This window comes from Salinivibrio sp. MA440 (assembly GCF_001996265.1).
Classification (GTDB): domain Bacteria; phylum Pseudomonadota; class Gammaproteobacteria; order Enterobacterales; family Vibrionaceae; genus Salinivibrio; species Salinivibrio costicola.
The window spans coordinates 21,707-36,606 of the sequence record NZ_MUFI01000009.1; the positions used below are offsets into that span (position 1 = coordinate 21,707).

11 protein-coding genes are annotated in these 14,900 nt (G+C 45.8%); 8 read left to right on the plus strand and 3 right to left on the minus strand.

Annotation, left to right across the window (positions count from 1 at the left end; genetic code table 11):
* Positions 1–64 precede the first annotated feature (64 nt).
* The gene (phhA, locus tag BZG80_RS04420) at positions 65–937 is read left to right on the plus strand and encodes a phenylalanine 4-monooxygenase (RefSeq protein ID WP_077678819.1); all 873 of its coding nucleotides are present in this window, start codon (positions 65–67) and stop codon (positions 935–937) included.
* Positions 930–1,271 (plus strand): 4a-hydroxytetrahydrobiopterin dehydratase, encoded by a 342-nt coding sequence (locus BZG80_RS04425; RefSeq protein ID WP_077661556.1) that lies wholly within the window; start codon positions 930–932, stop codon positions 1,269–1,271. The genes phhA and BZG80_RS04425 overlap by 8 nt, the downstream gene beginning before the upstream one ends.
* Positions 1,272–1,456: 185 nt before the next feature.
* On the opposite strand, the gene BZG80_RS04430 is transcribed toward BZG80_RS04425, so the two are convergent.
* Positions 1,457–1,645: a restriction endonuclease subunit S gene (locus tag BZG80_RS04430; protein WP_077460727.1), complete on the minus strand. Its 189-nt coding sequence runs from the start codon at positions 1,643–1,645 to the stop codon at positions 1,457–1,459.
* A gap of 179 nt (positions 1,646–1,824) precedes the next feature.
* On the opposite strand from BZG80_RS04430, the gene BZG80_RS04435 reads away from it, so the two are divergent.
* The 5 genes from BZG80_RS04435 to BZG80_RS04455 all read left to right on the plus strand — a co-directional run bounded on the left by BZG80_RS04435 (position 1,825) and on the right by BZG80_RS04455 (position 11,676).
* A complete protein-coding gene (locus BZG80_RS04435; protein ID WP_077678820.1) occupies positions 1,825–3,033 on the plus strand; it encodes an EAL and HDOD domain-containing protein in 1,209 nt (402 codons plus the stop codon).
* Positions 3,034–6,345: a response regulator gene (locus BZG80_RS04440; protein WP_241833848.1), complete on the plus strand. Its 3,312-nt coding sequence runs from the start codon at positions 3,034–3,036 to the stop codon at positions 6,343–6,345.
* A 125-nt stretch (positions 6,346–6,470) separates the two neighbouring features.
* Positions 6,471–7,508 carry an efflux RND transporter periplasmic adaptor subunit gene (locus BZG80_RS04445; RefSeq protein WP_077678821.1) on the plus strand — a complete coding sequence of 346 codons (1,038 nt, stop codon included), beginning with the start codon at positions 6,471–6,473 and terminating at the stop codon, positions 7,506–7,508.
* Positions 7,505–8,614, plus strand: a complete 1,110-nt coding sequence (locus tag BZG80_RS04450; RefSeq protein ID WP_077678822.1) for an efflux RND transporter periplasmic adaptor subunit — start codon at positions 7,505–7,507, stop codon at positions 8,612–8,614. Before BZG80_RS04445 ends, BZG80_RS04450 begins: the two co-directional genes overlap by 4 nt.
* Positions 8,611–11,676, plus strand: coding sequence for an efflux RND transporter permease subunit (locus BZG80_RS04455; protein ID WP_077460731.1), 3,066 nt, complete (start codon positions 8,611–8,613; stop codon positions 11,674–11,676). Before BZG80_RS04450 ends, BZG80_RS04455 begins: the two co-directional genes overlap by 4 nt.
* Positions 11,677–11,997: 321 nt before the next feature.
* Here BZG80_RS04455 and BZG80_RS04460 read toward each other — a convergent pair whose 3' ends face one another.
* Complete coding sequence (locus tag BZG80_RS04460) at positions 11,998–12,480, minus strand: PaaI family thioesterase (RefSeq protein ID WP_021023545.1); 483 nt, start codon at positions 12,478–12,480, stop codon at positions 11,998–12,000.
* Between the two features lie 257 nt (positions 12,481–12,737).
* Here BZG80_RS04460 and BZG80_RS04465 point away from each other — a divergent pair, with 257 nt between their 5' ends.
* Entirely contained in the window at positions 12,738–14,057 is a 1,320-nt protein-coding gene (locus BZG80_RS04465; protein ID WP_028569685.1) for a DEAD/DEAH box helicase, read from the plus strand.
* 587 nt (positions 14,058–14,644) lie between these two features.
* Here the strand turns inward: BZG80_RS04465 and BZG80_RS04470 are convergent.
* Positions 14,645–14,842 (minus strand): hypothetical protein, encoded by a 198-nt coding sequence (locus BZG80_RS04470; protein ID WP_128080777.1) that lies wholly within the window; start codon positions 14,840–14,842, stop codon positions 14,645–14,647.
* Positions 14,843–14,900 lie beyond the last annotated feature (58 nt).

Genomic DNA, 14,900 nt, shown 5'->3' on the forward strand with positions numbered 1-14,900 from the left:
GATTTTCTCTGCAAAGTCGACGTAATCTGTGAGTAACGGAAACATTGCGTAAGGCTAAGGGCCGCTGTTTACGCGCGATTTTTACGCCAGACAACGACACAAGGCGGTGAACGTGAAACAGAGTAAATACGAATCCAAACCACTTGATGAGCTAGGTCGTGTAGCCTGGTCGGCACAAGAAAACGATGTATGGCTACAGTTAGTCACACGGCAGCTTGCGTGTATCAAAGACAAAGCGTGTCAGGAATATCTCGACGGTTTACGACTGCTCGACTTGCCGCATGACACGGTGCCACAGATCCCAGATGTCAATGCAGTGTTAATGCGAGAGACGGGCTGGCAAGTGGCCCCCGTGCCTGCATTGATTGATTTCGACCATTTCTTCGCCTTATTGGCGGATAAAAAATTCCCCGCGGCGACCTTTTTGCGCACCAAAGAAGACTTTGATTACTTGCAAGAGCCGGATTATTTTCATGAGATCTTCGGTCACTGTGCGATGCTCACCCACCCAGCATTCGCTGAATTTACCCATATGTATGGTCAGCTCGGTAAGCAGGCCACGCCCAAAGAGCGCGTCTATCTTGCACGCTTGTATTGGTTTACGGTCGAGTTTGGTTTACTCAGTGACGCGCAAGGCAATCGCAGCATTTATGGCGGCGGGATCTTGTCTTCGCCGGCGGAGACCGAGTACGCCTTTAATAGCGACAAAGCGGTGCGTAAGCCTTTAGAAGTGATAGATGTCATGCGCACGCCATATCGGATTGACATCATGCAACCCATTTACTTTACCATTGAGTCGATTGACGACTTATTTGCCATCAGCCAACGTGATTTGATTGCTGATGTGCATCAAGCCATGGAACTGGGCCTTCATGCGCCTTTGTTCCCGCCCAAACCGAAAAAGACAGAACAGCAAAAGGAAACGCAACATGTCTGAACTAACTGAGTTGAAATGTGAAGCCTGTAATATTGATGCCCCATTGGTCAGTGCTGAGGAAATGCCGGCGCTGCTTAAAGATATCCCACAATGGAGCAAAGTGACGCGAGATGGGATTGATCAGCTCGAACGCGAGTTTACTTTCCGCAACTTTAAGTTGGCGTGGGCGTTTGCCAACCAAGTAGCTGAACTGGCTGAGCAAGAAGGCCACCATCCGGCTATCTTGCTGGAGTGGGGTAAAGTGTCCGTGACTTGGTGGTCGCATAAGATTAAAGGCCTGCACAAAAATGATTTTATTTGTGCGGCGAAAACCGACGGCATTGCGCCTGAGTAAACCAAAAAAACGCCCCGAAATTGAACTCGGGGCGTATCTTTTTCGCTCATTTACTATCTATCCCTGTCACGCAAGTATCAATCCTGCAAGGCTCACATCTCTCATTGGCACGTCTCGGCTATCACACTCATAGTGCAAAATAGGATAGATTTAAAAAGTGACAAGGTCACTTTATCGTGTTGCGTTTACTCTTCTTCGTCGCTTGTGTCTTTTTGTTTGGCGGCAAAATACTGCGCCAATACGTCGTCGGTGAGCTCGCCTTTTTCCTCAAGCGCTTTGAGTTTTGCCACAATCGCTTTTTGTTCGTCGAGTGACGGTAACGAATCCGGCTCGTGCTCGGGGGCATCATCAGCGAGTTGGTTTAAGATATCCATGATTTATCCTCTTAGTGTCTTTGCGGGAAGCGTAGCAAAATTCATGATTTCTCCCAAGTAAAAGGCACTATCTTGGTAGGGAAATGGACTTAACATACTCACTTTAATCAAAAAAACGATCAAAAGTCCTTCCTTTGGTCTAAGTTTGTACTAAGGGATCGTTTTGGGGGGAGTACATTGTGAGTGAGATTTTTTTTTCGTGCCAGCCGATCTTTGACGACAAGCAAAATCAGTGGGGTAGCGATTTATTATTTCGTGAAGGGTTACAAAACAAATTTCCCTCGATTGATGAAGATACCGCAACATCGCGGGTTTTAAGTGCCAACTTTCTATCGGGAAAGGAGCTTGATGATGATTTGCGCTATGTCGTGAGTTTCTCAGAAACGGCCTTATTAGATGAGATACCCTTTTCTATTCCTGTCGCGCGTTTGGTTCTCTATATTACGGAGACGTGCAAAGCAACGCCTGTACTGGCTAAACAGCTAGAGGCCTACCGAAAAGCAGGGTTTACGATACAGGGTGACAGCGGTATGTTTACTAACCGCTGGCAGCGGCATTTGCATCTGTTTGATGTCATTTCTGTCAGTATGGCAAGCGAAGACCCGATGAGTTGGGTTGGTGTGATGTCTGATTATCCAGATATTCAGTTTCTTGCGAAGAAAGTTGAAAAAAAAGACGAGTTTATGCTGGCCAAGCAACTTGGGTTTAGCCTGTTTCAGGGCTATTTTTTTGAACAACCGCAAGTAAAAAGTCATAATGATGTGGCGCCATCTGTGATCAGCTTATTAGATGCTTGCATCGTGATTAATCGTAGTCCTCATGATATTGATGAAATCACCGACGTAATTTCTCGTGATGTCTCGTTACTCTATAAAGTTGTAACCAGTGCGAACATCCTGGCTAAATCGAAAAAAAAGCCGATCACAAATCCGAAGCAAGCGGTTGTCTATCTAGGGCTTGAGTCGTTGCGTCGGTTAATATCCTTACTCATTATGTCGAATATGAATCATCAGGAATGCTCTCATTTGCAGACATCCGCGATACTCCGTGCGATTTTTATGCAACAGGCGGCGCCAATGATAAAAGGTATGGATCCTGATGAGGCCTTTTTAGTTGGTGCCTTTTCACTGCTTGATGCTATGTTGGCAGCGCCAATGGAAGATTTAGTTGGGAAACTTGATCTCGACCAAGAAGCGAAAAATGCACTCTTGTCTCAATCAGGACGTTATGGTGAATTGTTAATGTTATGTAAGCACATTGAGCATGCCAATTGGGAGTGGGTCGGCTCAGTATGTGAGAAAATGACGTTAAAAGAACGTGCTGTACTCAAAGCTTTCGATAAAGCACGTTTTCAAACTCAGACCTTGGCTGCAACGATGCAGGTGTAAATGATGAATCAAGTAGGGATGCGGCTAGCCGTCGTTTTAATGGTATTGGCGACCTTATTACTGGGCGTTTTCGGATACTATAATTATCACGTTGCGAAAGAGCGCCTTGAGTCAGACATGAATCAAGACATTAATTCGATTACCCAACGTTTAAAGCAGCGGTTACCAACGTTAATGTGGAACTATGACTTTAATAATGTACAAAATGATCTAGATAGTGAAATGGGATCACGCTATGTACACCGTTTAGAGTTAACCGACTCTAATGATCAGTTTCGTTATGTGACTGACTCCAAAGGTATGCGCTCCAGTGACGAGTTAAATAAAGTCATCGTTCCAATGGTTTACAATGAAACCAGCCCGTCTGTCCAGGTGGGTAAACTAATCATTTATCAAGATAGTCGTTATATTAATAGAGAGTTAAATACAGAAGTGCTCCGTACAGCGACACAAATCGTACTTTTGAATCTATTAGTGGTTTTTTTTATTTGGAAATATGCCAAGCAAATAAATCGTGCAGAGAGAAGTCGCGCATATTTGGATACCGTTATTCATAGTTATACGGATGCTTTGTTAGTGCTGGGCGAAAAACACCGCATTATTACAATCAATGAGTCGGCAAAAAAGCTTTTCGAACTTGAGTCGGTTCCCGACGAAGCAATCAGTTTATCCACGATAATTTCTCGTGTTACGCCTAATTCTCGTGGATATTTTTCTCAAGCTCTTTACGGCTTGAATGGACGTGTTGAACGCTCCTATGAAATAGAGACTGACGGGGGCGTTCGCGTTGTACAAGTGAAATCGACCCCCATTAAAGACGAAGATCCTCGCGCACTTAATGTCGCCATTATACGTGATATCACTGAGCAACATCTGGACAAGCAAAAAGTGTCCAAAGGTGCTGAGCTTTTCTCGGCGATGAAGAGTTTACAAGATAAATTTTTGATACGTGAGGACTTTAAAAAGAGCTTTAAAGATGTGTTAGACATTCTACTCCGTATTGGTGAGAGCAATCATGGTATTATTGTTGAAGTCGGCCATCATGACGATAATAATATAGATTACAACCTCCCTTACCGTATTTTGGCACAAACGCGCCTGGTTAAAAATAACTTTATTGGTGAGGAATTTGTTCGTGGTTTAATCGAAGATATTATTGAGACGAAACAGAGCAAGCGTAGTCTGCAGATGGCAGGTGTTGCCGGTAATAACCAGAAAATGATTGTTAATGTGTTTGGCACGCCGCTCTACATGTCAAATCAAATGGTTGGTGTGGTTTGCCTTTTTGATGAGTCTACGACATACAATGAAGAGTTACAAAGCTGGATAGAGCCGATTTTATCAAGTTTGAGTTCGATGGTGCACTTTGTGCAACAGAAAGCACTGAACGATATGATTTCACGAGAAATGGCGCGAGCGAAGGAACAAGCTGAGCGCGCAAATGAATCAAAAACTAACTTCTTAGCAATGATGAGTCACGAGATTCGCACACCCATGAATGGGATTGTGGGGATGTCTAATCTATTGATGGAAACGTCGCTTACGCAACAGCAACGCTATTTTGTTGACACCCTACAGAATTCGTCGACGGCATTATTAAATATTATTAATGATGTGCTCGATCTCACCAAAATAGAAGCAGGTAAAATGACGCTTAGCAAGCAGTCGGTAGATTTAGCTGAGATCGTACATGAATCTCTAAGTATATTTACGGCGAAAGCGGCTGAAAAACAATTACGTCTCCATTGCTACATCGACCCCAACATGTCATGTGACATTGAATTAGATGCGATGCGTTATAAACAAGTGATTATTAACCTTGTTGGTAATGCAGTGAAGTTCACTAAGCGCGGTCATATCTGTGTTAATCTATTTCAAACGCATGATGACAGTGGCATCACCAAGCTTATCATGGAAGTCGAGGATACCGGGATTGGTATTCCAGAAGATCGTCATGATGCTATTTTCGAGAATTTTACGCAAGTTGATAATTCGTATTCTCGTTCTTATCAAGGAACCGGCCTGGGCTTGCCCGTCTGTCGCAAGCTTTTACGTTTGATGGATGGGGATATTTATATACGCAGTCAAGAAAACCAAGGGACTACTTTTGTCGCGGAAGTGCCGATTAGTGTCCCTAATCCTGATTGTACGCTCTTATCAAGTTACGACTTGAGCAACGCTCTTGAGGGTTATCATATATTTTTAGTCTCTGGCGATAGAATATTGACTAAGACGCTGACTGCTTATTTACAAGGTTTTAATCTCGCGCTGACGCCATGCTCTGATGGACGAAACCTTGAACTGGACGAACCTGAACAGACGGTCCTAATGGTCGATCAAGACAAAATGCAAGGCTGCCAGGCATTTGTCGGCAGTGTGCATAAGTGTATCGCAATCAGTCATGATGGGCATCATGATACAGGAATGGCCACGCTGACTTGTCCCATTTACCATGCTGAGCTTTATAGAGTATTGAACGAAGATGAACATACATTAGTTGATCCAAGTCCGGATGTAGGGCAATACGACAGTATCAATTTTGATCTCAATGTCTTGGTGGCAGAGGATCATCTTGTTAACCAAGAACTTATTGATATTATTTTGGCACAACTCGGCTGCCAACGAGCGCTAGCCGTGAACGGAAAAGAAGCGCTTGAACTGCACAAAAAGACCCCTTTCGATATCATTTTGATGGATTGCCAAATGCCGGAAATGGATGGCTTTGAAGCGACTCGGCAGATCCGTGAATTCGATAAACACACGCCAATTTTAGCGGTGACAGCCAATGCGTTGTCTGGGGATGCTGAGCGATGTGTGGACGCGGGAATGAATGGGCATTTAGCTAAACCGTTTAGTAAAGATCAATTAATTGAACTGTTACTACTTTACGCTAACCCAGACTCGGTCCGTTATGGCGATGATAGCGGCGTTGAAGCTCAGCCCCGAGATGATGGAGAACCTGCCATGAGTGACTCATACCCCATTGACGTTCAGCATGTCAAAGATCAAGTAGGTGATAGTATGGAGCTAGTGACCATGCTACTTAATAAATATGTTAATAATCAAACCCAAGATTTAACCGCGCTGAAGCAAGCATTTGAACAGCAAGATGTGGGTAAAGTTAAAAAACTCGCACACAAAATGAAAGGTGCAGCAGCCATGATCGGAGCGAACGAACTGTCGAAAACGTGTCTAGAGTTGGAAAAGTCACCGCATCAAGATCTGGAATCGTTGCAGCCCTACATTCTTCCTATTGAGAAACAAACAGCATTAATTGTCGAACAAACAGCCAGTTTATCGGAAACATCTTGATACATGCTCTGGCGCTGGTTAGCATAACACTCAGTGCCGGTTAGAATGAAAAATAAAGACCCATCAAAGACCTAGGGTCTGACAGTTGCTGTCGGACTCTAGGTTTTATTGTTAAGGATAAGCTGATGATAAAGCGTTTTGTATTAGCCAGTTGCGCTGCTCTCATCCTTTTTGGGTGTGGTGAGCCAGCGATATCTTCTCCCTCAGAGACGCCAACGCGTCCTGCTAAGTTATTGACTGTGGTAACGAATGAAGAAGGATTAACCCGGGAGTTCCCCGCTCAGGTTGAAGCAGATAACAAAGCGTTACTGTCATTTCGAGTCTCAGGCGTTATTGAATCTATGCCGATAAAAGCAGGAATGGATGTCAAGAAAGGGCAGATGCTCGCGGCGCTTGATAATCAACAGTACTCACTGCAGTTAGACAAAGCGCGTGCACAATACCAGCTTGCTCAGGTTCAATTTAACCGTGCTGATCGGTTACACAATGATAAAGTTATTTCGGAGCAGCGGTTTGATGAAGCGCGTTCGGCACTAAGCGAAGCTGCGGCTGGTCTTGAACAGGCACAAACCAACCTAAATTACACCGAGCTCAAAGCGCCGTATGCAGGCACCGTGTCATTAAGAATGAAAGAGCGCAACGAGTTTACTCAAGCACAATCTCCGGTGCTGCATATTCAATCTAAAGATGTTATTAACGTGAGTTTCCAGTTACCGGAGCGCTACTTTCACTATTTCGCCCAGCATCTTGATACCTTAACGCCGAGTGTTTCTTTTGACACGTATGAGCATCGCCAATTTTCGGCTCAGTTTAAAGAAATCGATACTGAAGCGGATCCAAAAACCGCGTCTTATCATGTCACGGTCAGTCTGAGTCGACCCGATGCGGTCAATGTATTACCAGGGATGGCTGCGAAAGTCCATGTCACCATACCGGCGCAATCACAGCCCCAAATCCCTGATACGGCAGTGGTGCAATCAGACTCAGGAAGTGCGGTTTGGCGGGTGAATGAAGACGGAGAGATCACCTTGGTTCCTGTCGTGCTCAAAAACGGCAAGATTACCTCTGGGCTTGACAATGGCGATGTCATTGTCGCGACGGGTGCGGGCGCACTTGAAGCCGGTGATCGAGTGAGAGCTTGGGTGAAGGAGCGAGGGTTATGAGAATAAAATTAATCAAGGTGCTGCTTTGGCTTAGCGTGGTACTCGGGCTAAGCGTTATCAGTGGCTGTCAACCTGATCCGGCGTCTCATTCAGCACCTTTGCCTGTTGTTTCAACTCATACAGTCGCACAACAACAGTTGGATGAGCGGATTGCTTTCCCCGCGGTTGCCGCTGCCGCCGATAAAGCCAAGTTAGCGTTTAGGGTGCCGGGCGAAATTCAAGCCATTAATGTGCAAGCCGGGGACCGTGTGTCAAAAGGACAGGTCCTCGCTCGTCTCGAGCCGACGGACTATCGCTTAGCGGTTGAAAATGCGAACGCAAAATTCGACGTTGCTAACTCACAGTATCAGCGTTCGGCACCGCTTGTTGAAAAAGGAATGCTAGCTCAATCCCAGTTTGATGAACTAAAAGCGCAGCGACAAATTGCACAAGCAGAATTAGCCTTGGCTAATCTCCGTTTATCTTATGTCGCATTGAAAGCCCCCGCTGATGGAGTGATATCGAAAGTGAACGCAGAACCTTTCGAGACGATTGCTCCGGGACAAGGGATTATGAATATTCATGATGCGTCACGCGCTGATATTCGCGTTCAGGTCCCAGATGTTCTTTTTAGTCACAATGCCGATGGGGATGCAGCATCTGTGCAAACACGCTTGCAACCTAAGGTCGTTACTGAGCAAGGGCAGTCATACAAAGCCACAGTCGATGAATTCACCGCAGAGCCAGATCCCAACAGTGGGGCATTCGTGGTGACGTTGACAATGCCAATGCCTGATGACCAATTCATATTGGATGGCATGCCGGTACAAGTCAGTATTGCTCGTGATGGATTAAAAATGACGCGTACAGGCCTTTCAGTCCCTATCGAAGCGATTTTCAATCAAGATGGCGATCCACTCGATCGCGATCATAGTTATGTTTGGGTCTACGATGAGGCCTCCCAAACGGTAAGCAAACGACAAGTCGAAATGGGCCGCATTCATGGGCAACAGATTGAAGTCGTAACGGGAGTTTCTATGGGTGAGCGTATCGTCGTCGGCGGTGCCAACCATCTGTCTGAAGGACAAAAAGTAGAATTGGCGTCAAAAGAGGAACAAGCATCATGAAGCAAGGTGTGGCGGGTTATTTTATTCAAAACAAGGTGATCAGTTGGATGATCACCCTGATTTTTCTTATCGGCGGCACCCTTGCATTCCTAGGATTAGGGCGCCTCGAAGATCCTGCTTTTACGATCAAAGATGCGATGATCGTCACCAGTTATCCGGGTGCGACACCGCAACAAGTGGAGGAAGAAGTCACCTATCCACTGGAGAAAGCGGTACAACAGCTGACTTATGTTGACGAGGTGAGATCGATTTCTAGTCGAGGCCTCTCGCAAATTACAGTGAAAATGAAACCCAAATATCGCTCAGATGATTTGCCGCAAATTTGGGATGAATTGCGACGAAAGGTCCATGATGCCCGAGGCGAGTTACCGCCTGGCGTCAATCCACCTTCAGTCAAAGATGATTTTGGCGATGTATTCGGCATCTTACTTGGAGTAACTGGAGAGGGTTACAGTTACAGCGAGCTAAAAGATTATGTTGATTTTTTGCGTCGTGAGCTGGAGCTTGTCGATGGCGTGGGCAAGGTACAAGTGAGTGGGGCTCAGCAAGAACAAGTCTTTGTCGAGGTCTCAATTCAACGATTGAGTAGCCTGGGGATCTCGCCAGATACCCTGTTTAACTTGTTAGCGACCCAAAATCTGGTCAGTAACGCAGGGGCGTTGCGGGTCGGTGATGAATATATCCGTATTCACCCAACTGGCGAGTTTTCTTCTGTTGAAGAATTGGGCAGTTTGATTTTAACAGAAGCAGGTTCCGAGGGATTAATTTACCTACGTGATGTGGCGGATATTAAACGTGGATACCAAGAAGTCCCGCGTCAAATTATTGCTTACAATGGTAAGCAGGCACTCCAGGTTGGGATCTCGTTTGCTGATGGCGTCAACGTGGTTGAAGTGGGTGAAAAAGTAGATAAACGATTAGCCGAGCTGAATAGTGATCAGCCGGTAGGTATTCACGTTCATCATGTTTATAACCAACCTGACGAAGTAGATAACTCAGTCACCGGTTTTGTCTCGAGCTTGGGACAAGCGGTGGCGATCGTAATTGTGGTGCTGTTGTTCTTTATGGGTTTGCGCTCGGGCCTATTGATTGGGCTAGTGCTCTTGCTCACTGTGCTTGGCACTTTTGTGTTCATGTACTATTTCGAGATCAACCTGCAACGCGTCTCTCTTGGTGCCTTAGTGATAGCCCTTGGGATGTTAGTCGATAATGCCATTGTGGTGGTGGAGGGGATCCTTGTCGGACTAAAACGCGGGCGAACACGATTACAAGCGGCGCATGACATTGTTACACAAACGAAATGGCCGTTGTTGGGGGCGACGGTTATTGCGGTCACCGCGTTTGCCCCGATTGGTTTGTCCGAAGACGCGACAGGGGAATACTGTGGAACGCTATTTACCGTATTGCTAATTTCTTTGCTATTGAGCTGGTTTACCGCGATCACATTGACCCCTTTCTTTGCGAGCCTCTTTTTTAAAGAAACGCCTTTAGAAGAGGGCGACGAGGGAAGCGATCCCTATAATGGTATTCTTTTTGTGGTGTATAAGCGCTTTTTAACTGCGTGCATGCACCATGCTTACCTCACTTTGCTGGTGATGGTCTTAGCGCTAGGTGCGAGCGTGTATGGTTTTGGTCATCTTAAGCAGTCCTTTTTCCCTGACTCAACCACGCCTATGTTCATGGTTGATGTGTGGTTACCGGAAGGAACTGATATTCGCGCCACACAAGACACGCTTGACGAAGTGTCAAGCTGGCTCAGCGAGCAAAAAGGGGTGAACTATGTGTCTACCAGTGCTGGGCAGGGATCGCAACGTTTTATGCTGACCTACTCACCTGAGAAAAGCTATGCCGCCTACGGTGAGCTAATAGTAAGAGTAGACCAATATGAGCATGTGAAATCAACGATGGGATTAGTGCGCGAGTATGTACGTCGCCAACACCCCAATGCACAGTTAAAACTGAAACCGATTTCTTTGGGACCATCGACGGGATCTAAAATCGAGGCACGTATTATTGGCTCCGACCCCACTGAACTTCGTGCGATAGCGAAAAAAGTGGAAGCGCGGCTGCATGATGATCCCGATGCCGTCAATATTCGCCACGATTGGCGCAACCGTACCAAGGTGCTGGAACCTGAATTTAATGAAAGCCAAGCACGTCGTTATGGGATCACCAAAAAGGATGTCGACGAGCTACTGGCGATGACATTTAGTGGCAAGCGGATTGGTGTTTATCGTGATGGTACCAATTTAATGCCCATTGTTGCGCGACTGCCGGATGAAGAGCGCGTCAATATCAATACGCTTGAAGGAATGAAAATCTGGAGTCCAGCATTGCAAGATTATATTCCCTTGCAGCAGGTCATCCTGGATTATGACATGCGTTGGGAAGATCCGATCATTATGCGGAAGAATCGTAAACGTATGCTAACTGTTTTGGCCGACCCTGATCCATTGCGAGAAACGACCGCCGCGACCGTATTGAGCCGTGTACGTGCCGATATTGAATCGATACCGATGCCGGATGGTTACAGCATTGAATGGGGCGGTGAGCATGAGTCTTCCAAGGAGGCGAAAGAAGGGCTGTTTAGTATTATGCCGCTTGGCTATTTGTTCATGTTCTTGGTCACTATTTTGCTATTTAACTCAGTGAAAGAGTCGGTCATTATTTGGCTAACGGTACCGCTGGCCGTCATTGGGGTGACAACTGGCTTGTTGTTACTTGATACACCGTTTGGCTTTATGGCTTTACTGGGATTTTTAAGTTTAAGTGGGATGTTGATTAAAAACGGAATTGTGCTAATCGACCAGATAAATATAGAGGTTGAGAGTGGAAAACAGCGATACCAGGCCGTGGTTGATGCTGCGGTTAGTCGTGTGAGACCCGTTTGTATGACGGCAATTACAACCATTTTGGGGATGCTACCCCTACTACCTGATGTATTTTTCCGGCCTATGGCAGTGACCATCATGTTTGGTCTTGGGTTTGCTACCGTGCTGACCTTGATTGTGGTGCCGGTGTTGTATCGCATTTTCTATCAAATTCGTTATCACCCTGAATAACGATCAACCGGCATCGCTTAGCGCGGTGCTGTGTTTTTCAAAGTAAGAAAAACGCCAGCTGTGTATAACTTTAAAGTCATCCACAGAAACGGTTGATAACTCGGTGTATTACCGATGAAATCCGCAGCTTTATTGTGCTTGTATAAAGTCAATGATTTTTCAGTGATTCTTGCACCCGTATCACGGATGTCAGAATGAGTGCGCTGAGCTTTTTGTATTGTCGTTATCGCTAACGATTACTGATAAAAAGCCAGATTATCTGCTGACCGATAATCTGGTTTTTTTCTGCGTTGCCGAGGCTGTTACGGTTAAGCCGACGCGCTAATCAGTGATGTGTTTCACTGATAACGTAAGCTCAAAGGTTGCCATTGGTTCATCACCATGTAAGCTTGGACACGTTGCGACAATAGTCACCGGCTGGTTGATGCGTTCACCTGTCTCTATGGCATTGCCAATCATGGCACTGATTTTTTCGCCATCTTGGCAGGTGAAAATGACATCCCCTTCGGGACGTTTGTGGAAATCGGCTTGTACCGATTTAAACGCAAGGCTAATCTTCACACCGCGCTGCTCTGCCATCGCCATCGCTAGAAAGCCGCCCGCTACATCGGCCCCTACGGCTAAAGCACCAAAATACATACTGTTCAAATGATTTTTGGTGCGTCGACCTAGCGGAATTTTCATCGTGACATGTTTATCGTCGATCGAAAGGATCTTGGGTCGGCACCAGCCAATCATTGGGACTTTTAGGAAACCGAATAGTGATAGATGCTGATTCGCACGGGCGAGTGGAGACGAGAACATAGACACTCCTTGTTATCTGGTCTTACCTGTAACGCTACATTGATGTTTATTTGTGCGTCAACATTTTGTTAACAAACTTGCGGGCTGATGCCTTTTTTTCGCAGATAGCGTAGACAGACATACATGTAATCACAGCGTCTGGATATCGGAGTGTCGAAATTTTTGGTGCGGTGTTTTTGCGTAAAGTATGATAGCATTCGCCGCCTTAAATGGCGCGTGTGCGCCTTTTGCTTTTGATTTACCTTTGGAGTGATACCTTGCAATTTGACGATTTGGGACTCGATAGACGCTTACTGTCGCTCATTGCCCACCGTGGATTTGAACAGCCAACTGATATTCAACGTCAGGCAATTCCTGTTGTGATGGCAGGGAAAGATTTGCTGGCGTCATCGAAAACGGGCTCGGGAAAAACACTGGCGTTTTTGCTGCCTGCGATGCAGCGTGTTTTGCGTTCTAAACCTCTCAGTCGTCGTGATCCACGCGTGTTAATATTGGCACCGACTCGCGAATTGGCCAAACAAGTTTATGGTCAATTGCGGATGCTAACCAGTGGCACGACTCATAAAGCGGCCCTCGTTCTGGGTGGCGAAAACTTCAATGAGCAAGCAAAGGTTTTCCGTCAGTCGCCAACTTTTGTGGTGGCCACACCTGGCCGACTCGCCGATCATTTGAAACAGCGCAACGTGTCTTTATCTGGTTTAGAGATGCTGATCTTAGACGAAGCGGATCGCATGCTCGATCTTGGCTTTAAAGAACAATTGGATAGCGTGAATGCGCATGCTGAGCATAGGTTGCGCCAGACACTGATGTTCTCTGCAACGTTAGATCATCAGCAAGTGACTGAAATTGCTGCCGGTATGCTAAAGTCTCCTAAGCGAGTCGCGGTTGGTGAAGCGGAAAGACTGCACAGTGATATTGAGCAGCATTTTGTACTGTGTGATCACTTGGATCATAAGCAGGCTTTGCTTGAGCACTTGATGAAAGCCAACGTGCACAAGCAAGTCATGATCTTTACTGCCACTCGCGCAGACACGGAACGATTGGCTGAGCGATTTACACAGGCAGGGTATAAAGCGATTGCGTTGAGTGGTGAGCTAAACCAAGCATCACGTAGTCGTATTATGAATGAGTTTGAGCGCGGCTTTCATGAGGTGTTGGTCACTACCGATGTTGCGTCACGCGGCTTAGATTTGTTGAATGTGTCTTTGGTCATTAATTTTGATATGCCAAAACACGCTGAGGAATATGTGCACCGCGTGGGACGGACTGGTCGGGCAGGGCACCAAGGCCTGTCTTACTCACTGGTTGGGCCGAAAGACTGGCGAAGCTTTAAAAATATTGAAGGCTTCTTGCAACAAAAGCTTGAATTTACGGCAATAGAAGGCCTAGAGGGTAAATTTAAAGGCTTTAAAGAGAAAAAAGTCCCTAATAAAAAATCGCCTGGACCGGCAAAACGCCAGAAAACACCGGTTAAAAAGCAGCCTAAAGCCCCGAAAAAACGAGATAAGAGCTTTTACAACAATGTGCCTGTCGGCGATGTGCCGTTAGCAAAAAAGAAAACAAAACCTGAATCCTAACGCCACAATACGTCTATCTTTTGTCGTGACTATCCGCTGTATCCCCCTGGTGCAGCGGAGTCGACGAGCCTAATAATCTTTTATTACCATTTCTGCTTTTCTCAATCAGTTAGCTCAGCGATTTTTACAATAAACACCTAACTAAAACTGCGCATTGTCACGTTTAACTTTGTGAGTTGATGAAACTTTATCTGTCGAAGTGTCGATCTTGCCAAAAAAAGCGCTTTTCTTTGCGTTAGATCGATTCTATAGCTGATTTTTAGCTCATGGAGTCGTAGACTATGCGCATCTGTTGATAGTCGCTCATTCTTCAGACGATTTGAGTGGCTGGCAACTTGGGTTTTTGTCTTTTAATCATCAATGAAACTGGAGTGTTGCTGTGGAAACTGCACTGGTCGTTGCCTTTATTACTGCCGCGGCATGGATCGTTCGTCGTGAGCGTGCCGCACAATAATTTGCTGTAGTCGTCCTTTTTAAACACATGTTTTTAGGCAGCAAATAAAAAAGCCTTCTCTTTTGGAGAAGGCTTTTTACCTATAATACATTTTTATGGGAATGTGATTTTTGGACGCTTCTATGGTGATGTGTTAACTATCGTAGTAATCCCCGTCAGAAACATCGTGAAAGTCTTCTACCTGACTGGCTGCTTTAAAATCAGCAGCAGGTTTTAGCTTACGCCGCCGCAATAACGCGACCTGCTCCTCTAAGCGGTGAGCCGTTTCAATGTTACCTTCTTGATAGGCCTCTTGTATTTTTCTCTCAAATTCACCAATACGCTGAGTCATCACCATCGTTATACCCTCCGACAGTCCTCACGTACAATGACGACGAGCGTCAGACGTG